This is a genomic window from Mesorhizobium sp. M6A.T.Cr.TU.014.01.1.1 (assembly GCF_004022765.1).
Classification (GTDB): Bacteria; Pseudomonadota; Alphaproteobacteria; order Rhizobiales; family Rhizobiaceae; genus Mesorhizobium; species Mesorhizobium mediterraneum.
Map to the genome: position 1 here is coordinate 53,320 of NZ_RZPG01000028.1, position 22,545 is coordinate 75,864.

General features: G+C 61.8%; 26 protein-coding genes. 7 read left to right on the forward strand and 19 right to left on the reverse strand.

The window, feature by feature from the left end; all coding sequences use genetic code 11:
• Positions 1–57: 57 nt before the first annotated feature.
• Positions 58–486, reverse strand: coding sequence for a nuclear transport factor 2 family protein (locus EN885_RS26380; protein ID WP_164759289.1), 429 nt, complete (start codon positions 484–486; stop codon positions 58–60).
• Between the two features lie 329 nt (positions 487–815).
• Here EN885_RS26380 and EN885_RS26385 point away from each other — a divergent pair, with 329 nt between their 5' ends.
• Positions 816–1,211, forward strand: coding sequence for an acyl-CoA thioesterase (locus EN885_RS26385; protein WP_023761257.1), 396 nt, complete (start codon positions 816–818; stop codon positions 1,209–1,211).
• Positions 1,212–1,695: 484 nt separating this feature from the next.
• Here the strand turns inward: EN885_RS26385 and EN885_RS26395 are convergent, their stop codons facing one another.
• Positions 1,696–2,064 (reverse strand): helix-turn-helix domain-containing protein, encoded by a 369-nt coding sequence (locus EN885_RS26395; protein WP_029350030.1) that lies wholly within the window; start codon positions 2,062–2,064, stop codon positions 1,696–1,698.
• A 92-nt stretch (positions 2,065–2,156) separates the two neighbouring features.
• On the opposite strand from EN885_RS26395, the gene EN885_RS26400 reads away from it, so the two are divergent.
• Positions 2,157–2,762, forward strand: coding sequence for an NADPH-dependent FMN reductase (locus EN885_RS26400; RefSeq protein WP_127294715.1), 606 nt, complete (start codon positions 2,157–2,159; stop codon positions 2,760–2,762).
• A gap of 62 nt (positions 2,763–2,824) precedes the next feature.
• Here the strand turns inward: EN885_RS26400 and EN885_RS26405 are convergent, their stop codons facing one another.
• Complete coding sequence (locus EN885_RS26405; RefSeq protein WP_128243246.1) at positions 2,825–3,232, reverse strand: helix-turn-helix domain-containing protein; 408 nt, start codon at positions 3,230–3,232, stop codon at positions 2,825–2,827.
• 97 nt (positions 3,233–3,329) lie between these two features.
• On the opposite strand from EN885_RS26405, the gene EN885_RS26410 reads away from it, so the two are divergent.
• Positions 3,330–4,310 (forward strand): zinc-binding dehydrogenase, encoded by a 981-nt coding sequence (locus EN885_RS26410; protein WP_126105304.1) that lies wholly within the window; start codon positions 3,330–3,332, stop codon positions 4,308–4,310.
• 141 nt (positions 4,311–4,451) lie between these two features.
• Here the strand turns inward: EN885_RS26410 and EN885_RS26415 are convergent, their stop codons facing one another.
• The 9 genes from EN885_RS26415 to EN885_RS26455 all read right to left on the reverse strand — a co-directional run bounded on the left by EN885_RS26415 (position 4,452) and on the right by EN885_RS26455 (position 12,493).
• Positions 4,452–5,093 carry a hypothetical protein gene (locus EN885_RS26415; protein WP_128243247.1) on the reverse strand — a complete coding sequence of 214 codons (642 nt, stop codon included), beginning with the start codon at positions 5,091–5,093 and terminating at the stop codon, positions 4,452–4,454.
• 121 nt (positions 5,094–5,214) lie between these two features.
• Positions 5,215–5,655: a 4-oxalocrotonate tautomerase gene (locus EN885_RS26420; RefSeq protein ID WP_348631651.1), complete on the reverse strand. Its 441-nt coding sequence runs from the start codon at positions 5,653–5,655 to the stop codon at positions 5,215–5,217.
• A 58-nt stretch (positions 5,656–5,713) separates the two neighbouring features.
• A complete protein-coding gene (locus tag EN885_RS26425) occupies positions 5,714–6,316 on the reverse strand; it encodes a histidine phosphatase family protein (protein WP_095488881.1) in 603 nt (200 codons plus the stop codon).
• A 219-nt stretch (positions 6,317–6,535) separates the two neighbouring features.
• Complete coding sequence (locus EN885_RS26430) at positions 6,536–7,192, reverse strand: DUF1579 family protein (RefSeq protein ID WP_128243248.1); 657 nt, start codon at positions 7,190–7,192, stop codon at positions 6,536–6,538.
• Between the two features lie 122 nt (positions 7,193–7,314).
• Positions 7,315–8,058: an SDR family oxidoreductase gene (locus EN885_RS26435; RefSeq protein WP_095488883.1), complete on the reverse strand. Its 744-nt coding sequence runs from the start codon at positions 8,056–8,058 to the stop codon at positions 7,315–7,317.
• Positions 8,055–8,420, reverse strand: a complete 366-nt coding sequence (locus EN885_RS26440) for a putative quinol monooxygenase (protein WP_128243249.1) — start codon at positions 8,418–8,420, stop codon at positions 8,055–8,057. The genes EN885_RS26435 and EN885_RS26440 overlap by 4 nt, the downstream gene beginning before the upstream one ends.
• Positions 8,421–8,702: 282 nt before the next feature.
• Entirely contained in the window at positions 8,703–9,644 is a 942-nt protein-coding gene (locus EN885_RS26445) for an AraC family transcriptional regulator (RefSeq protein WP_206616851.1), read from the reverse strand.
• 547 nt (positions 9,645–10,191) lie between these two features.
• On the reverse strand, positions 10,192–11,502 hold the full coding sequence (locus tag EN885_RS26450; RefSeq protein ID WP_128243250.1) for a hemolysin family protein: 1,311 nt from the start codon (positions 11,500–11,502) through the stop codon (positions 10,192–10,194).
• A 76-nt stretch (positions 11,503–11,578) separates the two neighbouring features.
• On the reverse strand, positions 11,579–12,493 hold the full coding sequence (locus EN885_RS26455; protein WP_128243251.1) for a LysR family transcriptional regulator: 915 nt from the start codon (positions 12,491–12,493) through the stop codon (positions 11,579–11,581).
• Between the two features lie 281 nt (positions 12,494–12,774).
• On the opposite strand from EN885_RS26455, the gene EN885_RS26460 reads away from it, so the two are divergent.
• Complete coding sequence (locus EN885_RS26460) at positions 12,775–13,887, forward strand: Gfo/Idh/MocA family oxidoreductase (protein ID WP_128243252.1); 1,113 nt, start codon at positions 12,775–12,777, stop codon at positions 13,885–13,887.
• Positions 13,888–13,918: 31 nt separating this feature from the next.
• On the opposite strand, the gene EN885_RS26465 is transcribed toward EN885_RS26460, so the two are convergent.
• From EN885_RS26465 to EN885_RS26480, 4 genes are all read right to left on the reverse strand, one after another.
• Positions 13,919–14,626 (reverse strand): LssY C-terminal domain-containing protein, encoded by a 708-nt coding sequence (locus EN885_RS26465; RefSeq protein WP_128243253.1) that lies wholly within the window; start codon positions 14,624–14,626, stop codon positions 13,919–13,921.
• Positions 14,627–14,775: 149 nt separating this feature from the next.
• Positions 14,776–15,576 carry an extensin family protein gene (locus tag EN885_RS26470; protein ID WP_128243254.1) on the reverse strand — a complete coding sequence of 267 codons (801 nt, stop codon included), beginning with the start codon at positions 15,574–15,576 and terminating at the stop codon, positions 14,776–14,778.
• Positions 15,577–15,779: 203 nt separating this feature from the next.
• Complete coding sequence (locus tag EN885_RS26475) at positions 15,780–16,730, reverse strand: extensin family protein (RefSeq protein ID WP_128243255.1); 951 nt, start codon at positions 16,728–16,730, stop codon at positions 15,780–15,782.
• Between the two features lie 75 nt (positions 16,731–16,805).
• Positions 16,806–17,231: a DUF3775 domain-containing protein gene (locus EN885_RS26480; protein WP_128243256.1), complete on the reverse strand. Its 426-nt coding sequence runs from the start codon at positions 17,229–17,231 to the stop codon at positions 16,806–16,808.
• Between the two features lie 205 nt (positions 17,232–17,436).
• On the opposite strand from EN885_RS26480, the gene EN885_RS26485 reads away from it, so the two are divergent.
• Both EN885_RS26485 and greA read left to right on the forward strand, forming a co-directional pair.
• Positions 17,437–17,967: a tetratricopeptide repeat protein gene (locus EN885_RS26485; protein ID WP_128243257.1), complete on the forward strand. Its 531-nt coding sequence runs from the start codon at positions 17,437–17,439 to the stop codon at positions 17,965–17,967.
• Between the two features lie 283 nt (positions 17,968–18,250).
• Positions 18,251–18,724, forward strand: a complete 474-nt coding sequence (gene greA, locus EN885_RS26490) for a transcription elongation factor GreA (protein ID WP_065012064.1) — start codon at positions 18,251–18,253, stop codon at positions 18,722–18,724.
• Positions 18,725–18,742: 18 nt separating this feature from the next.
• On the opposite strand, the gene waaC is transcribed toward greA, so the two are convergent.
• The 3 genes from waaC to rfaD are packed head-to-tail and all read right to left on the reverse strand — an operon-like array spanning position 18,743 to position 21,644.
• Entirely contained in the window at positions 18,743–19,717 is a 975-nt protein-coding gene (gene waaC / locus EN885_RS26495; protein WP_128243258.1) for a lipopolysaccharide heptosyltransferase I, read from the reverse strand.
• Positions 19,714–20,721 carry a lipopolysaccharide heptosyltransferase II gene (gene waaF, locus EN885_RS26500; RefSeq protein WP_128243259.1) on the reverse strand — a complete coding sequence of 336 codons (1,008 nt, stop codon included), beginning with the start codon at positions 20,719–20,721 and terminating at the stop codon, positions 19,714–19,716. Before waaF ends, waaC begins: the two co-directional genes overlap by 4 nt.
• Positions 20,694–21,644, reverse strand: coding sequence for an ADP-glyceromanno-heptose 6-epimerase (gene rfaD, locus EN885_RS26505; protein WP_128243260.1), 951 nt, complete (start codon positions 21,642–21,644; stop codon positions 20,694–20,696). The genes waaF and rfaD overlap by 28 nt, the downstream gene beginning before the upstream one ends.
• A 165-nt stretch (positions 21,645–21,809) precedes the next feature.
• On the opposite strand from rfaD, the gene EN885_RS26510 reads away from it, so the two are divergent.
• Positions 21,810–22,442: a LysE family translocator gene (locus EN885_RS26510; RefSeq protein WP_128243261.1), complete on the forward strand. Its 633-nt coding sequence runs from the start codon at positions 21,810–21,812 to the stop codon at positions 22,440–22,442.
• The last annotated feature ends 103 nt before the right edge of the window (positions 22,443–22,545 follow it).

Genomic DNA, 22,545 nt, shown 5'->3' on the forward strand with positions numbered 1-22,545 from the left:
CTTTTAGGCGTGTAGAAACGACGTCAAAATCCCCTCTCGAACGTTGTTCCAGCGACGCTATGGGGTCAAGTCCAAGACTGCTGTCCGGCTCCGCATGTCGACGGGGAGGGAAACATGCTCGTGCGTGATCGTCCATCTGTCTCCAGATCGACGAAATGCATTGCTCACGCGCACCCAGTAGCCGACATTCGCGCCTGTTTTCAGGGCGCCATGCGCTCGGATAAGCATCCATGCGGCGGCAACCGCGTCGCCGGCCGCAACATCCAGTTGGCCAAGCTCCTGGCCAATCGGACCAGACCAGCGGGGAAACCAATCTAAGAACCGCTCGCGAAGGGCGTTGGATCCCACATAGCGAAGCGGCGGTACGAGGTCGAAATAGACTATGTCGTTGGAGTAAAGGGACATAAGCCACTCGATGTCTTTGGCGCCCATGGCGGCCGATCGACGCTCCAGCAGATCCCTAATCGCGGCTTCAACGCCTGGCATCGTCTCCTCCAATCTCATCGTTTCGCCCGCTTGCCGGCATGAGGCTGTCCTCCCAAATTGCCATCAAGGTAACCACCGATGGTGCTCCCCGACAACCGGCGTTCACCACTTGAAACAATCACGGAAATCATCCTGGCGGGCGACGCGCGAATCCGGTGGCACAAGCGCCGAGACCTCCCGCGGTCGGCTCCATCCGCTACGCGCTCATTGGCAACGGACGCCAATAGCCGAGCTTCAAACTGCGACATTGCCGGCTGGCGGCGCGTTGACGCACCGTTGCCATCCCGATACGGGATCGGGAGAAGATCGATATCGAGGAAATTTGGCGCATGGTGCATTATGCGGATGGACGGCCGATCGGCGATCTGACGCTCAGGACGTTGGCCATGCCTTCGGACGCCAATGCGGCGGGCGATATCTTCGGCGGCTGGGTGATGGCGCAGATGGACCTTGCCTGCGGCATCCGCGCCGCCGAGCGCGCCAAGGGCCGCGTGGTGACGGCAGCGGTGAAGGAAATGTCGTTCGCCAAAGCGATGAAGATCGGCGACACGCTGTGCATCTATACGCATGTCGAGCGCGTCGGCCGTACCTCGATGACGCTCAAGGTCGAGGCATGGGCGCAGCGCTACCTCTCCGACCTGATGGAGAAGGTCACCCATGCCGATTTCGTCATGGTGGCGCTGGACGGCGAAGGCAAGCCGAAGGCGGTTCCGGCGGAAGGCTGATCGGCTGGATGTAGTCAGCTGGAAGTCAACGGCACCGCCGCTGCCAGCCTCCCGCAAAGAGATGCGAATAGCGATGCTGTGTGATGCTTCGCGTTCGCACGTTTCCGTGACCATGTCCGGCAGGGCATGGGGGAAAAGACAATGCGTCAACGATTGCTGAACGGCGCATTGGCAGGCGCTTGCAGCCTTGTTCGGCCTGTTCGCCGCAACCGCCTGAACCGAGATCAAACGAGACGAGGCCGAAGCCAGTGGCGCCTCCGAAAACCACACTCTCAAGCGGCAAGTGATCAGGAGCGGAATCCGCGTTGCAACAACGTGGGACACCGGCGCGGTGACGGCAAAGAGGCGGCCTGCGCCATGCAGGGTGGTCAATCGGGCCCGAAGTCGAAACGCACCGAAAGCCGTCTGCGGGCCGGAATGCAGATGCAGCCGAAGAATTCGTCTGCGCTACGCGCCGCGCGCAAACCCTTGCAGCGCAAGAGTTTCAGGCATGAATCCCATCGAACCTCGCCCGCGCGGCCTTGACACGCTCGGTGTTCTTGCGCGCCCATTCGCCGAGCGCACCGACCGGCACAAGAAGCTCGTAGCCAAGATCGGTCAGCTCATAATCGACGCGCGGCGGAATGGTTGGAAACACGGTCCGGGTGACGAAGCCGTCGCGCTCCAGCCCGCGCAAGGTGGTGGTCAGCATCTTCTGCGAAATACCGCCAACGGCGCTGCGCAGCTCGTTGAAGCGCAGCGGCCCGTCACCGAGCTTGCCGACGACCAGCACGGTCCATTTGTCGCCGACGCGCTGCAGGATTTCCGAGATGGCGCGGCAGTCCTCGGTGCGGTGCGGGTGCCTTGGTAACAAAAAGGTGCCTCCTTGCGCGTCATCAGCTCGGTCACTCATATAGCTCAGGTATCTAAACGATACCAGAAATTTGCCTAAAGGAGAGCCCCTCTATGTCCAAGCCCAAAATCGCCATTGTCGTCGGTTCGACCCGCGCCGCACGATTTGCCGACGTTCCGACCCAGTGGATCGCCAAGATCGCCAAGTCGCATGCCGACATCGACGTGGAAGTAGTCGACCTGCGCGACTTCCCGCTGCCGTTCTTCGACGAGGTCGCATCGTCCGCCTGGGCGCCGTCGCAGAATGAAGTGGCGCAGCGCTGGCAGAAGAAGGTTGCGGAATTCGACGGTTTCATCTTCACCGCCGCCGAATACAATCATGGCCCGACTGCCGTGCTGAAGAACGCCATCGACTACGCTGCCAATGAATGGAACAAGAAGCCTGCCGGTTTCGTCGGTTATGGCAGCGTCGGTGGCTCGCGCGCAGTCGAGCAGCTCAGATTGTATGCCGTGGAATTGCAGATGGCGCCGGTCAAGTCCGCCGTCCACATTGCGTGGGGCGATTTCCTTGCCGTCAGGCAAGGTGAAAAGAAGCTCGAGGAACTAGAGCACCTGAATCAGGCGGCCACCGCGCTGGTCAACGACGTCGCATGGTGGGCCAAGGTACTGAAGGCGGCGCGCCAGGCCGATGCCGTGGCCGAGGAAGTCAAGGCGGCCTGAACCGCAGACCAGAACAATCCTCCCAAGGATTCCGGGGCGGCGCTTGCGTCGCCCCTTTTGATTCAGGCGATGGCCGGCTGCTGTGTCTGCCGTGGCCTGATGATGCAGTCGGCAAGGCGGTCTACCTCATTTAGCTCATCTGCATGGTGCTGGCCCCACTCACAGAGCGCTAGAAGGATAGGCTCGAGACTGAGGCCGAGGCTCGTCGCCGAATATTCGACGCGTGGGGGAATCTCGGCAAAGATCTCGCGTCTGACAAGTCCATGTTCTTCCATTTCGCGAAGCTGCTGGATCAGCACCTTCTGCGTGATGTTGGGCACCAGCGTCTTCAGCACCGACAGTCGCCTGGGGCTGTCGAAGAGATGGTAGAGAATGACAGCCTTCCATCGACCCGAGATCACTTTCAGGGCGCGTTCCGCCGGCAGCATCGGCAGTCTTTTGGTTGGCAGCTTCTTGGTCAGCTTGGCCATGGTCACCTTCTGGTCAGCAGCGGACAAATGAGTGTGTAGTCGCGATCAGGCAGATAGTGGCAAACAGCAGCCGATGCCATAGCGATGGGTGCATGCCATGAGAGCCATTCAACTGAATCGTTTCGGCGCTCCCGACGTCCTCGACGTCGTCGAAATGCCGAAGCCTGAGCCGCAACCAGGCGAGGTGCTGATCCGCGTTCATGCAGCCGGCGTGAATTTCTTCGAAGTGCTGATGCGCGCGGATCGCTATGCGGTGACACCGGACTTGCCGATGGTCCTCGGCGTCGAGGCTGCCGGGATCGTGGAGGCGGTCGGGCAAGGAGTGGACACGTCGCTGACCGGGAGACGCGTCGCGGCGCCGCTGTTCGCTTCAACGCGTCCCTTTGGCGGCTATGCCGACTATGTGACGATCGACGCAAAGCTGGCCGTGCCTCTGCCGGACACGCTCTCATTCGAAGCCGCGACGGCCTTGATGGTGCAGGGACTGACGGCCTTCCATCTGCTGCGGCAAAGCCCGCCAAAGGGCAAGTCGGTGCTGGTCCTTGCCGCCGCCGGCGGTGTTGGCTCGTTGCTGGTCCAACTGGCCAAGCGCCAAGGCGCCGGCGCAGTGATCGCTGCCGCCGGCAGCCGGGCCAAGCTCGATCTTGCCCTGTCGCTTGGAGCCGATGCGGGCATCGACTATTCCAGTGTGGATTGGGTAGCGCGGGTCCGGGAAGCAACAGGCGGCGCTGGCGTCGATATCGTCTACGATACTGTCGGCGGCTCGATGACGGCGGCAACGCTCGCCGCGCTTGCGCCTTGCGGCGAACTGGTGTTTGCCGCCCTGGGCAGATACGCGCTCGGCGCCTCCGATCTGGAGGCGATGATCAATCGAAACCAATCGCTGAGAGGGTTTGCCCTGCTGCCGCTGCTTTCTCCAGACGTGCTCCGCGGTAGCCTGTCAGAGCTTTTCCATCTAGCCGCCAGCGGAGAGCTTTTGGTGACGACAGGCAGCCGCTTCGCGCTCGACCAGGCCAGCGAAGCACACCGGGTTCTGGACAAGCGCCGCTCGACCGGCAAGGTCGTGTTGATACCTTAGTATCGTAGTCAATTAAATTGCCACACGTTGGAATTTGTCTATGTCGGCCGTAAAGATCAGCTTTGCTGATTCCTGGAAGCAGACAGCGCCGGTCACCGCGCTGGAAGTCGTGGTTGCGCCAATACTGCATTGACCTCCCGCTCAAAGAACGCTCTTTTCAGGGCCATAAGCTTTGGCGAGACGGACCATGCCTTTCGTTCGAAGGCGTTGGTACCAATAGAAAAGTATCATCAAGCCGGTTGTTGTGCCGGCACCAAGGCACAGTGCAGGCGCCAACGCTGATCCGATATATAGTGCTAGAAGGGTCACGCCCGCCGCCGCGACAATGCCATTTACGAAAGCGATCATCGTCGCGGCTGTGGTGAGATGCGCCAGGAGCGGCCCGGAACGCAGCGACGGTTCGGCGTCGTTTTCTGGCCAGCGGCCGAACTCTTTGGAAAACTGAAAAGCAGCATCGTCCCCCAGCGTTCGATAGTAGGCTCTGATCCGGGCGATACCGATATGGGCCTGCATGTTCTCGGCGGCTATATCGATCAACCTTAGGACGGTGAAGCTACCCAGCAAAAAGAGCGATGGCAGCACGGCTAGGAGAAACGGCTGAAGGAATTCAGGCGACTGCGCGACAAAGCCCGTCGCCACTAGAGCGCTCGATAGAGACATGATGTAGATGGTCGTTCGCGACGCCATTTCGCTGATGGTTGCGCCGATCGCCGATTGCTGCACGAAATGCTCTGTCGTGAGGGCCGTGAGAAGCGCGGTGTGGGGTGTTGTCGTGTCGGCCATTGCATATATCTCCTGTGGTGAGCATGCCGCCGCTGGCGCATCCTGAGCGACAGAGCCGTCGACACAGGCCTACGCGATTGTGCAGATGTTCAAAGAGTGTGCGTCAACTTGGGAATTCCGTTTAAATGGCGCCGGAGACACCATCAGCCCGCCCCAGGGACTGCAGGGAGCGGTCGCGCCTCGATGAAGCGCCGCTCCTGCGTGCTCCGCCGAAACCATAGGCATCGGCCCTGACCTCATGGACATGCACGTAACTTTCGTGATGGAGGGGTCCCAGCAGTTGGCCCATCGCCTCGAAAATGCCGGTTATGAAGCGCTCCCGCTCTTCTTTGGTGCTGGTGCCTTCAACGATCCGGATCTCTAGCCAGAAGCTCGCCAGCGCGTGCTCTGCAAGGCTGTTGCCAGCAATGAACCACCGAGATTGATCTACGGGCTCGGCGATGACGGCTGTCAGGTCAGCGCGCTTGCGCAAAAAGCTGGTGGATGCTGCCGACGCCGCACTGGCCACGTCCTCGGGTCTCACCTCGTGGCTTGTTGCGTATCGGACGGTGATGATTGGCATTGGACTGGTCTCCTCGATGGCGGCATATCTGGGCGGAAGTCAGCCACTGGACGCGATATCAGGGGCTAGGAATCCTCGACAGTACTTCCATTGGCTGCCAGCCGCCCAACGGTTTGCGCTTCTCAATTTCAAACTCAAACCAGCACCCGCCACCGCCCGGTCCCTGGTCGAACCGGCGATCAATGGCAAAGCCCGATAAGGCACAAAACAAGAGCGTGCCGATGCCGCCATGCCCGACGAACAGCACATCGCCTACCCCCGGGCTGGAGAGGCAGGTCTCGACCTCTTCCACAATCCTGCGCTGCGCATCCTGAGCCGTCTCCCAGCCGCGAACGCTTTGCGACGGGTTGGCAAAGAAGGCATCTGCGGTGTTCTCGAATTCTTCTGGAGGGAGGAAGCCGGTCGCGCTGCGGTCATTCTCGTGCATGCGAGGGCGCATTTCCAGATCAACGCCGAGAGCATTTGCAATCGGTTGCGCGGTCTCGATCGCCTTGGTTTCGTTGCTACAAACTACCCGCCGTGTCAGGGCGAGCAATCCAGGACGCGATGCCAAGGCGACGACCCGCCCCGCGCCGATCTCGTTCAGCGACCAGTTTGGCACGGTCTTCTCGGGCTCGATTCGAACCTGCGGATGGGTCAAATAGCGAACAGTCCTAGGCATGATGCATCCTGAGTTTAGATGTTGGTGAACCCCCCGCTCACACATTCTAAATCAGGGGTTCAGGACGTGAACCTGGACATTGCTGCCGGTTCGGCAATTATTGGCCTTGCGGGTATTTTGCCGCTATCTGCATACAAACTCTCGGCTCCATGGTTCAGACCCGGCGCCGTCAAGCACCGAGCGAGCTAATGAGACGCCGGGCCGCCCTCGAGCGGACGCTCACTCTTTCAGCCGTGTATAGACGCCGCGCGTGGCCAAGGCCTCTTGCTGTCCGGGACGTGTGAAATAGAGTTCGAAGACATGGCGATCGTTGTTCTCGATTTTGATTACTGTGCGCATGCCGACCCGCTTGCCTACCGTGTCTTCGCCCGCGACGCCTTGGTCGGTGAAGGCCCCCGACATGCTGATCGGCCTTTGATTTCCCGATCCGGCGGCGCCTTTGTAGTACATCATGGTTGTATTGACAGGATCGATCGTGATCCACTCGTATCGGTCGTCCATGATGCTGTAGCCGAGCCAGCCTTTGCGCCAGATTGGCGCTCCGTCCAGCGTCCCCTCCATCGTATCTTCGATATAACGCTCGCCTGCCAACCACTGCCGACGGCTCGTGAGATCGTCCGTCACGAGCGGCGGCTGATCGGGGCTGCGGCCGAGCGTGCCGTAGAAGCTCAACTGGACCCGCCAGGTGCCAACTAGTGGCGCCAAAACCTCATGCGCCTGACCCGGCAATCCGCGACTAAGCCATTTCGGCAACTCGGACTGCGTCGGGGGCGCGGCCGCGGCCGAGCCATCTTGAGCCAATGCGCCGAAAGGAACGGGCAGGGCGAACGCAACGACAAATAGGGCAACGTGTAGTGTCTCAATGATTCTTTTCATCTGCGGTCCATTTGTTTATTTGAAATGTCAGTAACGCGCTTGATTGATGGTCACCGTTGTGAACTTGCCGCATGAATCCGATGGATACTGATCTCTTAACCCCTGAGACTTAATCTGTTAGATCATTCGATGCTGACCAGTGTTTCGCCTCCTGACACTTCTAGAATAGCGCCGGTCACGAAATCATTAGTCATCAGGAAAAGTGCGGCCTTGCCGATATCGTCGACCTTTCCAACCCGACCCGCTGGGAAGCGCTCGCGTACCAACGCGAAAAACGCCTCGCGCTTGGTTTGCGGCATGCCGGCCCACATCTCACTGTCTATGACGCCTGGACGGATTGTGTTGACGCGGATCGGACCGAGTTCGAGCGCAAGGGCTCGTGTCAGCGCCTCCAGAGCAGCGAACGCGACCATCATCATCGAAGCGCCCATGCGAGGCCTGGTCACCAAGCCACCAGTAGTGAATGTGATCGAACCGCCTTTCCGCATCTTGGGCGCCGCGTGCCGCGCGCAAGACCAACTGCCCAGGAACTTGCCAGACAGAACGGCCTGCGCGTCGGCCATCGTTTGGAAGAGGAAGGTTCCTCCAGGACTCGGTGGAGTTGCGGTGATGAGAAGGTGGTCGAGCGCTCCCAGTGTTTCGAACGCTTGCTCGACCGCCGCATCATCGGTCATGTCCAGCGACTGGAACGTGATCGAACCGTGGGCGCTTTGCTCTGCAGACAATTTTGCCGACGGGCGCCGCCCGAGCGCAATGACCTCGGCGCCTGCTTGAGAGGCTGCCCGGGCCGCCCCCATACCCATGCCACTTGTGCCGCCAACGATCACGACGCGCTGATTCAGAAGAGGCTGCGCGTCACCGATCATCGCGGATCTCTGCCGCTGGCATATGGGCTCAGCATCTCGAGCCACTGCGTCTCCATGTCGCCAGGCTCATATTCGCCGGCATCGGCGACGAACCTCTGGACATAGGCCTCGCCGAAGTGACTTTTGAGTGCAGCGATACTGCGCCAGACTTCGTAGATGACGATGAGATCAGGGTCAGATCGATCACGATGGATGTGGAACTGTAGACAGCCCGTTTCTGATCTCGTCGCTTCGAGATCCTCAAGCATCCGGGTAACGAGCGCTTCGCCTTGACCAGGAGCGGCGCAATGCTTGGCGATAATGCAATAGGGCGTGTGTTCGCCAGTGGCTGGTGGGGGAAGATCAGGCAACACCAACGCCATATGAGTCTCCTTCTGGTAGCGGCCTAGGAGGTATTCTGCATTCACGCGTCATGCGTTCATGGCGCATGCGAGTGCCGGCTATTGCTCCTTCGATAATCCACCGCGACGGTCGTTGCTGGCTCGCGAATCGGTCGAAGTGGTTACGGCATTTGGGAATTTGCAGATCCTGGTGCGGCGCCGCTATGGCAGAAACGCTTGAATGTCTGGCCGTTTGTCGCGCCGATTACATCGGCTGTGGGTCGGATCAGGCGATATGCAGGACCGATGTCGTCTCTGTTATGCTCACCCGCGGCCGGAATCTCGGACCGCACCTGGCGAGACGCCTATGAAGCGTTTGAATGCCCTGCTGAAGGATGCATCGGACTCATATCCCAACTCCGACGCGACCTGTGACAGCGACATATATCCGTTCCGCAACCAGGATTCCGCCAGCCTAAGCCTCCATTGCAGGAGATAGCGGGCGGGGGATACGGATAATAGACTCTTGAATCGCTGCGAAAACCTCGATCGCGACAGCCCAGACAATGCCGCCAGGCGATCGACTGGCCAGTCTTCCCCGGGGGAGCGATGGATTCTTGCAAGCGCCGCCCCGATTTGTGGATCCTGCACGGCCGCCAGCCAACCGGTCAGATCGTTGGAACACGTCTCGACCCAGGTTCTGATTACCTGCGTCATGACAATATCGGCGAGGCGCGCCATTACCGTTGCCGAGCCGATTCTTTGCCCTTCAGCCTCGCGCGCCATCATCGCAACGAGGATTGGTAGGTCGGTATCGCCGTGCTCGGCATGACGGATATGCATCACCGGAGGCAGCAGTTCCAGCAGCGGATTTGCCGTCGGCCCCTCAAAGCCGATCGTGCAGCATGCGATCAACGATCGCGCACCGCTGCCGCCAGACTTCAACTCGTAAGTTCCGTTCCCAATCAACGCCGGTTTGACATCCGCAAGCGGCAAGGCTCGCCGTTTGGGCAGGTCGGACATGGTGTGCTCTGTTCCATGGGGCAGAAGAAGCACATCGCCCTTTTCGAGCAGCAGCGGCGGCAAGCTCTTGGCTTGTATCCAGCAATGACCTTCCAGCATCGCATGAAAACGTACACCCTCCCTGAACGGCACGGCGATGCCCCAGGGCGCCGTCAATTCGCTGCGGCCATATCGAGCATGGGCAAGACGCAAGTCGCGCAGAACTTCGCTCAGCAAGTCACTCTCGGCCGGCTGGTAGTCCATCGTTCCACGTCCAAGACCGGGCCGATTCATGGATCTAAGCGGATCGTCCATATGCATTCCTTTGCCTCGAACCTTTGCATACTCTTTATGCATCCCGTTAACTCTCGGTCGGCAAGCAGAAACTGCTGCGAATCGATCCTCTAGGGTCCTAAATCCAATAGGTCTGCATGATGCGGCTGCGCGACCACCGAATTTTCTCCGGCTCGCGCGTTCCCATGCCGAAGCGACGGCGCAATGTCCGGTATTTGGCAGGCTAGGTCGTGTGGCTGATCTGCTCGAACGGTAGAGTTTCAATCAAGTCCAGCTCTTTCGTGCGAGATATGGGAAGTCCGCAATGGAAAGTCCGCAACGGGACATCAGCGCTGGTTGCCGCGAATGTCGGTTATCCGATAGCAAAATGTGTTCATGAAGGTCGACTCGGGTCAAGATTAGGCCCGAGCCTGCGCCGAGCTGAATGTCTGCTCACTTACATCTCACACTAGAAGCTGCCTGTCCGCTATGCGGCCACAGAGCTGACACTCGAACAGGCCTACAATCGTGTTGATTGTTACCGCACGATCTCGCGGTGGCCGCCGGGCAGGCGCGTGGCGATGAGCTTGTCGATGCGGCGGCCGTCGAGGTCGACGACCTCGAAGCGCCAGCCCTGCGCATCGACGCATTCGCCGGTCGCCGGCAGATGGTGCATGTGCGACAACACGTAACCGGCGACGGTCTCGTAGTCGCGGTTCTCGGGCAGGTCGATGCCGAGAACGTCTGCCATCTCGTCGGCCTGCATGTATCCGGCGAGCAGCCATGAGCCGTCCTCGCGCTTGACGGCGTTCTCCTCGTCGCCGGCGTCGAGATCCGCCCGGAAGACGCCGGTGATGGCCTCCAGTATATCCGCCGGGGTGACGATGCCTTCGAAATGGCCGTATTCGTCATGGACCAGCGCCATCGGCACGTTGGATTCCTTGAGTGTCGAAAGGACATCCAGCGCGTCGGCCTGGTCATGGACGATGGGAGCGGTGCGCACGTGCCGGCGCGGGTCGAGCGCGCGACCGCCAAGCATCGCGGCCAGCACGTCGCGGGTCTGGACGACGCCGATCATGGCGTCGACGCTGCCATCGCCGGCTGGGAGGCGCGAATGCTGCGTCTCCATCAGGAGCTTGCGGGTCGCCGCGTCGTCGGACTGCAGGTTGATCCAGTCGACCTCGGTGCGCGGCGTCATCACCGCGCGGACGGCACGGTCGCCGAGCCGCATGACGCCGGCGATCATGCGCCGCTCGTCCGATTCGATGGTGCCGTGATGTTCGGCCTCGGCGACCAGCATCTTGATCTCCTCGTCGGTGACCTTCTCCTCGCTTTCACCGCGCTGGCCGAGCAGCCACAGCATGGCGCGGCCGGAGATGTCGAGCAGGAACACCAGCGGTGCCGAGACGGTGGCAAGGATGGTCATCGCCGGAGCAACCTTGGCGGCGACGCGCTCGGGATCGCGCAGCGCGATCTGCTTGGGCACCAGTTCGCCGATGATCAGCGAGAAGTAGGTGATGAGGGCGACGACGATGCCGACGCCGATCGGGTCGGCAAGGCTTTCGCGCACGCCCGTCGATTCCAGGAACACAGACAGCCGCTCGCCCAGCGTGGCGCCGGAAAACGCGCCTGATAAAACACCGACCAGGGTGATGCCGATCTGCACCGACGACAGGAATTTGCCGGGATTGGAGCCGAGCGCCAAGGCACGGCCGGCACCCGTGACGTTGCGGTCGATCATTGCCTTGAGACGGGCAGGCCGCGACGAGACAATGGCAAGCTCGGACATTGCCAGAAGGCCGTTCACGCAGATGAGGACGACCACGATAGCGATTTCAACGTAAAGCATGAGGGGTCAATAGCATTGCGGCGAGGTCTTCGAAAATAGATGGACGTCATTTTTCATGGCGGCGGGGGCAACCATCTCATGCGGCGTCCCATGTCGGCGACGAAAAATGCTCGATCAGGGCGTCGACGACGACACGGACCTTTGGCGTCAGGCTGCGTGTCACCGGCCAGACGGCATGCACCACGATGTCTTCGACGAGACAGTCCGACAGGACCGTCTCGAGTTCGCCGCTCTTGAGGCTGTCGGCCGCCAGCCAGGTCGGCAGAAAGACGATGCCGCAGCCGGCAAGGGCTGCATCCAGCATCGGTTCGCCGTGACCGAGGACAAGCCGCGCCCTTGGCACGAATTTTCCAACATGGCCGTCGGCATGCTTTACGGTCCAGGGCCGGACAACGCCGTCGCGGCCGTAGCCGATGACGCCGTGGTTTGCGAGATCATCAACCGATCGCGGCCTGCCGTGTTTTTCGAGATAGGAGGGGGCCGCGCAGATGGCCGAGCGCTGGGCGTAGATGCGGCGCGCGGCGAGCGACAGGCTGTCATCCAGGTCGCCCATTCGGACCGCCAGATCGATGCCTTCCTCGATCAGGTCGACGCGCCGGTCGTTGAACGAGATTTCGATCGTCAGATCCGGAAACCGCTTGGATATCTCGAAGAGCACGGGTGCCACGCATCTGCGGCCGAAGGCCAGGGGCACGTCGACGCGAAGCCGGCCGGAAGGCACCAGCCGACGTGCGGCAAGCAATGACTGGGCGGCTTCGATTTCGGACAGTGCCCTGACGCAGGCTTCATAATAGCCCAAGCCTTCACTGGTCGGGCTCAGGCTGCGGGTCGTGCGGTTGAGCAGGCGAACACCCAGTCGCTGTTCCAATTGCGCGATCGATTTTCCGACCGCCGATTTCGTCACATGCAGCCGTCTGCCGGCATCGGTGAAGCTGCCGGCCTCGACCACCTGAACGAATGCGAGAATGCCTTGCAGGCTGGCTGGTTCCAACGCCACTCTCCGTTTGTATATTTTTTCTCGTCAATCTGTTTCCAAAAATGCACTACCGGAGAGTTTTATTCCATAGCGAAACCGCATAGATATCCGGCGTAGTCACCAAACGCGGAGCACGGAACGAGATGAGCCTCGATATCAGCAGGTCCGGCATCAACAGATCCTGGCAGACGGGCGAATTCGGACTGTCCAGGTCGAAGCCTGTCCGGGGCAGGATTCCGGAACGGCCGGTCTCGCGATCCTAACGGCAAAGCCAAAGCTGCGTGAAGGAGAACACCATGCCAGGACAACGCTTCAGGGTCGGTATCGTCGGATTGCAACCGGGCAGGAGTTGGGCGGCACGGGCCCATATTCCTGCGCTCAATGCATTATCGGAGAGCTTCGAGATCGTCGGCGTCGCCAACACCAACTTGGCCAGCGCCGAGAAGGCGGCCGGCGCGACCGGACTGCCGCGGGCCTTCGCCACCGTTGCCGAGTTGATCGCGGCGCCGGAGATCGACATCGTCACTGTTACGGTGAAGGTGCCTCCTCACCTGGAGATCGTGAAAGCGGCGATCGGCGCGGGCAAACACGTCTACTGCGAATGGCCGCTTGGCAACGGGTTGGCCGAGGCTGAGGAACTCGCCGCGCTTGCCCGGGCCAAGGGTGTCCTGGGCGTGGTCGGAACCCAAGCGCGCGTTGCTCCCGAAATTGAGTATCTGCGACATCTGATCGCCGACGGGTTCGTCGGCGAGGTGCTGTCGACCACCCTGGTAGCGCGGGGCGGCGGCTGGGGAGGCTCCATCTCCGAAAAGAAGATCTACGCCTATCTGCTGGATCGCGCCAACGGCGCCACCATGCTGACGATCCCGGTGGGGCACACGCTGGCGGCGCTCAGGGATGTGCTCGGCGAAGTCGCGGAGGTATCCGCGGTGCTGGCCACGCGGCGGCCCACGGCGCTCGCCGTCGATACCGGGGAAACGCTGCCCGTGTCCGCCCCTGACCAGGTGCTGGTCAGCGGGGTCCTCGCCAGCGGCGCGCCCCTGTCCATCCATTATCGAGGCGGGGCAGCTCGATATGACGAAGGCCTGGTCTGGGAGATCAACGGCACGGAAGGCGATATCCTGATATCGGGTCCTTCCGGCCACACGCAGATGGTGCAGCTTTCCCTCAAAGGCGCGCGGAACGGGGAGAAGGTGTTCCGGCCGCTGGAGGTCCCCGCCTCATACCGTTCCGGCTGGCCGGAGGATGTGGAGCCGGGGAACGTCGCCCGCGTTTATGCCAGGATGGCCCAGGATCTGCGCGAGGGTACCCGCTCGGCGCCGAGCTTCGAGGATGCGGTCGCAGTGCATCGCATCATCGCCGCGATCGAAAGAGCAGCCGAAAGCGGAAGCCGCACCGCGCTGACGTGATCGGGCCGGCCAAGGATCGCCAGCGACGCGCCTACGGCAACTGCCTGAGCACGCCCACCACCGCCTTGCCGTCGGTGAAGTAAGGGTCGCCACCGCCATTGCGCCCAGCCTTTGTCGCACCGATGCCTGGTATCTCGCTGGTCGAGATCAGCATGCCTGCGGCAGACAGGTCGCGGATCAGGAAATCGCGCTCGGCGTCGATGTCGGGACCGATATGGTGAGTGATCGCGCCGGTGTCGTGGCTGAGCCCAACGCCGCGATCGAAGCTTGCCGAACCCAGCCAGAGCGGCCGGCCATCGTCTCCGGTCGCGTCGGTCTGCCAGAAGCGGACGTGATGACGGCGGTCGGCACTGTCGCCGACCGGCTTCTCGAAGGCCAGATCCTGGGCACGGCCTTCGAACAGCAACCGGCTGACCGGCGCGTCGGGATAGGGCCGATTGAACAGCACGCTCTCGCCGATCTCGATCGCGGTCTTCAGCGTGATGGCGTCGGCCGTGTCCCATCCGGCGACGGCGAACGCGTGGACCAGCTCTTTTTTGGTACCGACGAGGCCGACATTGATCGGATCGCCCGCAATGCCTTGCGGCGTGCGCGTCACCATCTCGAAGCGCTGCGAGCGGAAGTTGCGGTCTCTCAGGGTCCAGAATTCCGGCGCGGCGAAATAGGCGAGAACGAGATAGCCGGCGCAGAACGCCACCAGCCAGGTCGTTGCGCGTCGTCGAAGGCTTCGTCGGCTCACGAGATACCACCCAGGTGATATGGCATCACTTTTTGTGGCGTCATTCTACGCCGTGCCACAGACCTTGGGCAGTGGGCATGCGCTCGGTGTCATGTTGTTTGGAGCATCGGGTTATCCCAAAACCGGTATCCACTTTTGGGTCCGATGCTCTAGCGGCAGGCGCGGTAGCCGTTCTTGCGGTTCTTGATGTCGAAATGAAAATGGTTGCGGTGGTCGTAATTGTAGCCGGGACCAAGCACCGTGGTGAAATACTGACAGCCGTCGGCGCGCACAGTGTTGAGGAAGCCGCGCGTGCGGAAGGCGAACAACCCAGGCTTGCGCACGTCGATCTCCTTGCCATTGCTAAGCTCGATGCTCATGACGTCGAGGGCGTTGCCCTTGCCGTGCTCCGACAGCGTGCCTTCGCCGGCGATCCTGCGGCAGGAATAACTCGAGCCCTGGCGAATGGTCCTGACGCCGGAGAAATAACGCCAGCGGGCGGACGGAACCAGTTCATTCCTGGTCCAGCCGGCGAAGGTGGCGGCCATGTCGCAGGTCAGCGTCGCGGCTGGCTTCATCCCGATGCTGCCGATGGCCGAGACTTTGACCGGATAGTCGATGCCGCACTGGCCTTCGTGGATCGGCGCAAGGTCGGTGTAGACGACGCCCAGGCGTTTCAACTCCTTGCGGCAGTCGATCTCGCTGGCCGGCATCTGTTCGGTCGGCGCCATCGGCTCGTCCATGCGTGGATAGGCGGCGGTCATGTACGGGTTGGACGGGACGAGGCTCTGCATCCCGGCATATTTCGGGACAGCTGATGTCTGGCTGCCGACATCGACGGCCGGTTCCAGCGAAAGCACGCTGCCTGTGGTGCAGGCTGAGATCGCCGCGATCGCAAGCGCGCCGGCAATCATGCGCGCGCGTCTGGTTTGCCGCACGGCGACAAACGCGGCGCGAAATATCCCGGCCATCGACAAGATCCCTGTCTCAGAGCCTGATCCCGATCAGGCTCTGCCTAATTGTTTGATCCTGATCTTTCTCCGAAAACCGGATCCCACTTTTCGGGATCATGATCAGATGAGACAGAGCTTAACCGCCAAGAGTAAAGGAAAAATCAGCGGCCGCGTTTACGGCTGCGGCCAAATTGCGGCACGCATGCCGGTCCGGGATCATGTCACTGGCAGAAGGTGCCGCCGTTGCGGCGCGGTGCAAGGTCGAGATGGAGATGCAGCGAGTGATCCGCATCGCTGCCCGGGCCGAGCACGGTTTTGAACGGTCCGCAGGCTGCCTTGCGCACCGCATTCAGGAATTTCGCGTCCTTCTCCGGTAGCGCTGGGCCGACGTCGATTTTTCTGCCGCTCGAAAGCGTGAAGCTGGCGATGTCGAGCGCGTTGCCGAAAGCATGTTCCGACAGTTTCCCTCCGCCATGGCGCGGCCGGCAGACAAAGGCGGATGCCTGGCTAAGCGACTTGAGATTGGCGCCGAGCTCGGCCTTGGCCGCCGGCTGGATGATATCGATGGCGAAGCGCGCGGCGGCCTCGGCCATCTGGCAGTTCAGCTCGGTTTCGGGGCCGATGGCAACGGATCTGCCCAACGTCTTCAGCGCGATCGGATAGGGGATCGAGCAGCCGACCGCCGCATCGTGCTCGGCCTTGCGTTCCTCGAAGTCGACGCCCAACGACTTTAGCCGCCTGCGGCAGGCAAGTTCCTCCTCCGGCATTTTTTCCTGCGGCACAGAGGCCGAGCGCGGGTCGGGAGGGATTTCTTTCCCCTGCGCTTGCGTCGGCTTCTCCGGCGGTTTCGGGGCGGTGGCCGGCGGTTCCGCCTCGGCGGGCTTTTGGCTTGGCGCTGGAGCGATTGCCGGTGGCTCCGGCCGGGTTTCCTTAGGCTGGTCCTGCTGGTTCAGCGTGTCGGTCGCGGGAGGCTTTGGCACATCAGGGCGCGGCTCGGGAACCGGCACGTCGGCAGGTGCGGCTTCTTGCGCCGATTGCGATCGATTGAACTCCGGGACGGGCACGGTTTCAGGCAATTCCGGAGCTTGGGCCAGCGCCGTTCCTGCGAACAGTATCGCCGCCGCCAAAGGCAGCGCCAATCTGAGCAATCCGGGAAGGGTGAGCGCCGCCATTCGATCTTAACGGCGGGCGAATGCGGAAGTTGCCCTGAATGAGGGTTTGGCCGATCACGAACGGTAACCGCGGCGTTACGCACCGATCGCTTCCAGCCCTTCCTCCAGCCAGTCGGCCAGCAGCGGCATGCCGAGCAGATATTTCGCCGTGCGCTTGTTGGCGCGCTCGCGCGCGGCCGCCAGCGCGTCCGCCCATTCCGAGGCGTCATAGTCGCCGCGGCCAACCCAGGCGAGTGCTACGAGTTCGGCTGCCTCGTCGACATTGAGATCGTTGATCAGCTCGCGCAGTTCTTCTTCGGTGAGGTTTTCGGAGCTTTCCTCGACGAGACCGTCATGGTGGTGGTTGTCGTGCGCCTGGCCGTCGAGCTCTACCTCGTGCTCGGCGCCATCGGCATAGTCTTCGTTGACGGCGGCGCTCAGCGCCTTCGCCTTGAGGATGAACAGGCGCACCGTGTCGGGACCGATCGAAAGCTCCCATTCCTTTTCAAGAGGCCGCCGCACTGGCATTCTCCGTATACTCCGTTTGCCGTTTGCCGTATGTTGGATGATAGCGAATTTGCAGCGCTCGTCACGTCATGTTCGGCTCTTCAATTTTTGCGGCCGGCACGGACCGTTTCCAAAGGTTTCAGCGGCCACGACTTTTTCCGGGATGAAACGGCTTTTGCCCGGCGTTAGTCCTGCATTGTCATGCTTCAAGGAGGCTTCGATGCGCAGACGATTGCTGATCCAGGTTCTGGCGGTTGCCGCCCTGCCGCTGTTTGCGGTTCCGGTGTTTTCGGCGGGCGAAGGTGGCGGCGGCAACGAGACCACGCAGTGTAAGAAAGGCATGGTCTGGGACAAGAAGCTGAAGAAGTGCGTCGCACCCAAGCAAGGCATGCTGGACGACGACAACATCTATGAAGCCGGCCACGCGCTGGCGATGGCCGGACGTTATGATGAGGCGATCGCCGTGCTCAGCCTGGCCGCCGACAAGCAGGACCCGCGCATCCTCAACTATCTCGGCTACTCGCATCGCCATTCCGGACGCGTCACCGTCGGCCTCGGCTATTACGAGGAGGCGCTGCGCATCGATCCTGACTACACGCTGGTACGCGAATATCTCGGCGAGGCGCATCTCCAGATCGGTGACCTCGCCGGTGCCCAGGAACAGCTCCGCGAGATCGAGAAGCGCACCGGCAAGGAATCTCGTGAATACGGCATGCTGTCTGTGCAGATAGACCATTTCATGAAGAGCTGATTCGACTTCAAAACGCTCTCATACCGGCTGCGAGCAATCGCAGCCGGTTTTTTGTTACCGCTCGCCCTGCCGGCCGCGCTGCCGTGACGGCATTTCCACAAATGGCGGGTGAATTTTTAAAAACCGATTTTTTTGGCGTGAAAAACCCGCGAAGATTGCTATATTGGGGGAAATTGCGGTGAGACGGTTCCGTTAGCCCGAGGCTGCCGGACCGTTTTCTTTTTGTACTCATCGACAAGGTCGCTCCCGGAATGCGGGGGCGGCGGCAGGAAAGGTCAGGCATATGAACAAGGTCCCGATGACAGGCGAGGGGTTCGCGTCATTGAAGGAAGAACTGCGCTGGCGGCAGCAGGAAGAACGGCCGCGCATCATCGAAGCGATCTCCGAAGCGCGCTCACATGGCGATCTTTCCGAAAACGCCGAATACCACGCGGCGAAAGAGGCGCAGAGCCTCAATGAAGGCCGCGTCAACGAGCTTGAGGACTTCATCGCGCGTGCCGAAGTGATCGACGTCACCAAGCTCAGCGGCGAAAAGGTCAAGTTCGGCGCGACCGTGGTGCTGGTCGACGAGGACACGGAAGAGAAGAAGACCTACCAGATCGTCGGCGACCAGGAAGCGGACGTGAAGTCCGGCCGCATCTCGATCTCCTCGCCGATCGCGCGGGCGCTGATCGGCAAGGAAGTCGGCGATGCGATCGAGGTCAATGCGCCGGGCGGTGCGCGGGGCTACGAGATCGTCCAGGTGCAGTTCATCTAGGATTTTTTCTGAAAGGTCCTATGTCGCGGCCTGCGACTTGAGTGCCAGCAGCCTCTCTGCCTCTGCCACCACTTTCGCAGGCATGACGCGACTGCCGGGCGGGGCCAGTAGCGTTGACGAGAACGGTCCGCGCGGGCCGGTCAGGCCGGGTTCTGTCGCCAGAAACACGGCGACGGTCGGCAGGCCGAAGGCACTGGCGAGGTGGGTGAGGCCGGTGTCGGCGCCGATGACCAGCACCGATCGGCCGATGATCGCGGCGATCTCGGCAAGCGGTGATTTCGGCACCAGCACTGTTTGCGGAACGGCCTGGACGATCGCTTCGGCAACCGCCTTTTCTCTGTCGTTCGACCAGGTGGTGACCGGCGTCATTCCTCTCTCCGCGAGAAGCCGGGCAGTCTCGATCCAGTCGCCGGCCGACCATTTCTTGTCCTCGCGGCTGGTGCCGTGCAGCAGGAAGGCGGTTTTTCCGCCGACAAAGGTCGAAACGCTGGCCGGCGGCACGATGCCGGACTCAAGCCTGGAAAAATCCGGTTCATAGCCGAGCGCCAGCCCGAACAACCGCCTTGTGCGTTCGATGGCGTGCAGATCGCGCGGCACGGCATAGCGGCGGTCGTAGAACAAAGTCGCCGAAGGCTCGCGGGCGCTCGAGCGGTCGAAGCCGGCGATCGGCGCCGCGGCCAGTTTCGCCACCAGGGCCGATTTCAGCAATCCTTGGGCATCGATGACGAGATCGTAGCGGCAATCGCGCAAGGCGCGACGCAATCTTGCCGCCTCGCGCCATGTGCTGCGGCCGAGCGGACGCGTGCGCCAGCGCCGGATCGCCACAGTGTGGATGGTTGCGATCGCCGGATGTAGGGCCACGATGCCGGCAAAGGCTTCTTCCACGCACCAGTCGAACGATACGTCCGGCCGGTTGCGGCGAGCATCCTCGAGGGCCGGAAACGTGTGGATGACGTCACCCATCGACGATGTCTTGACGATGAGCACCCTCATGCGGCGGCCGGCATTTCCAGCAGCCGTTCCGCTGCCGCTGCGACCTGCGCCACCTCGAGCGTCTTCAGGCAATTGAGATGGCCGAGCGGGCAGATTTTCCGATGGCAGGGCGAACAGGACAGGCCGAGCCAGACCAGTTCGCGCTGCTCGGCAAGCGGCGGCGTGTTCTGCGGCGAGGTCGAGCCGTAGACGGCAACGATCGGCGTGCCGACCGCGGCGGCGACATGCATCAGTCCGCTGTCGTTCGACACCGCAAGCCTGGCCGCGGCGATCAGGTCGATGGCGTCCTCCAGCCGCGTCTGGCCGGCGAGGTCGACAACGCCTGGTGCAAGCGTAGCGATTTCCGCCGTCACCTCGGCGTCGTTCTTCGATCCGAACATCGCGACCGCAAAACCTTTCGCCATCATGTCGCGGGCAAGGCCGGCATAGCGTTCACTCGGCCAGCGTTTGGCCGGCCCGAACTCGGCGCCGGGCATCAGCGCGACGAATTTTTTCGCCTCCAGCCCGAAGCGGCCCAGCAATGTCGCCTCGTTTTCTGTATCGACAGCGAGCTTGGGAGCGCGGAACGTGCCCCCTTGCGCGAGGCCGAAATAGGCCTGCGCCGTGCGCCGTTTCACATGGTCGGGCAAGGGGACGATATCGGTCAGCAGCCCGTAGCGCATCTCCTTGAGATGGCCGATGCGGCGCGGAATGCGGGCAAAGAACGGGACCAGCGCCGACTTCCAGCTTCCAGGCATGATATAGGCGATGTCGTAGTGGCCGCGCAGCAGGCGGCCGAAGCGCCTTCGGGTGCGGAATTCCAGCGCGCCGGATTTCAGCGGCAGTTCGACCTGCTGGCGTATTTCGGGCATGCGCTTGACCAGTGGCGCCGCCCATGCCGGTGCCAGCACGTCGATCGCGGCGTTCGGGTGAAGCTCTTTCAGCGCCGAGAACAGGCACTGCGCCATCACCATGTCGCCCACCCAGCGTGGGCCGATCACGAGGATCGTTGGGCTTTCAGCCATTCGACATAGTCTCTGACGCCGGTTTCCACTGTGCGAAACTGACCATTGTAGCCGGCGGCGCGCAACCGGGACATATCAGCTTGCGTAAAGCTCTGGTAGCTGCCCTTGAGGTGGTCGGGGAAGTCGATGAACTCGATCTCGCCTTTGCCCAGCGCGCCGATTACCGTTTCGGCAATGGCGCGGAACGGCTGGGCAAGGCCGGTGCCGCAGTTGAAGATGCCGCTTGAGCCGCGTTTCCACAGCCACAGATTGACGTCGGCGACATCGCCGACATGGATGAAGTCGCGGCTCTGCTCGCCGGGTCCGAAACCGTCATAGGCGCCGAACAGCTTCGGGTTTTGGCCTTGCTCGACCTGATTGAACAAGTGGAAGGCGACCGAGGCCATGGCGCCCTTATGCGCCTCGCGCGGTCCGTAGACGTTGAAATAGCGCAGGCCCGCTACCGGCGAATGATCGGTATCGAAGACGGTGCGGCGGACATAGTCGTCGAACAGCTTCTTTGAATAGGCATAGACATTGAGCGGGCGTTCGCATTCCGGCTCCTCGCGAAACTCGGCGCCACCGCCGTAGACCGACGCGGAGGAGGCGTAGAGGAAGGGCACCCGCAGCGCGAGGCAGGCATGCAGCAGCCGCTTCGAATAGGCGTAGTTGACCTCCATCATGAACCTGCCGTTCCACTCGGTGGTGGTCGAGCAGGCGCCCTGGTGGAAGACGGCCTCGATGCGGCCAAGGTCCCCCGCCTCCATCCGCGGCAGGAAATCGTCCTTGTCGAGATAATCGGCGATCTGCAGATCGGCGAGATTGGCGATCTTGTGGCCGTCGGTCAGGTCGTCGACGACGAGGATGTCGCTAATCCCTTCGGCGTTGAGGGCGGCAACGATGTTGGAGCCGATCATGCCGGCGCCGCCCGTGACGATGATCATGAAAGCCTCTGGTATCTTGTGCCGATTCCGGCCCTTATAGGGGAGGCTGGCGAGGCTGTCGATAAAGCAGGTCGCAATCCGGCGGCTGGGTGAGCGTCACAGTGCCGCCGCAAAGCAATCGCTTCAGTCGGCGACTCACCGGCGAAGCGCGACAGGAGCAAGGCAATGCCGTCGACCGAACTGCTTATCGCCTTCTTCGCCACCACGGCGATCTTTGCCTACATTCCCGGTCCGGCGATGCTTTACGCTGCTGCGCAAACCATGGCGCGCGGCCGCTGGTCCGGCCTGACGGCGGCGCTGGGCATTCATCTTGGCGGCTACGTGCATGTCATCGCCGCTGCTGCCGGGCTGTCCGTGCTTTTCCACGCGGTGCCGACGCTCTACGTGGCGGTCAAGCTGGCCGGCGCGCTCTATCTGATCTGGCTGGGTGTCTCGCTGTTCCGCGCCAAGGCGCAAGACGATGCCGTCATCCCGGGCATTGTGCCGAAATCGGCCCGCCGCGCCTTTTTCGAGAGCATCACCGTCGAGGTGCTCAATCCCAAGACGGCGATCTTCTTCATGGCGTTCCTGCCGCAATTCATCGACGCGTCGGCGACATTTCCCGTCTGGCTCCAATTCCTCGTTCTCGGGACGATCGTCAATCTGATGTTCTCCTCGGCGGATGTCATCTGCGTGGTGCTGGCAGGCGCGCTGATCACCAGGCTGCGGCGCTCGAGCCACGCGCAGCGCCTCATGCGGCGTGCGGGCGGTGCGGTGCTCGTCGGATTGGGCGTTCATGTGGCTTTGCAGAAAAGCTGATCCGCCAACCGGCGTTGACTCTGATCCGCTCGGCGCCCGCCGTTGCGTTGGGCCGAATTGCGGTATATCGGCTTCGCCATGAACGACCAGCCCTGCCAGTCCA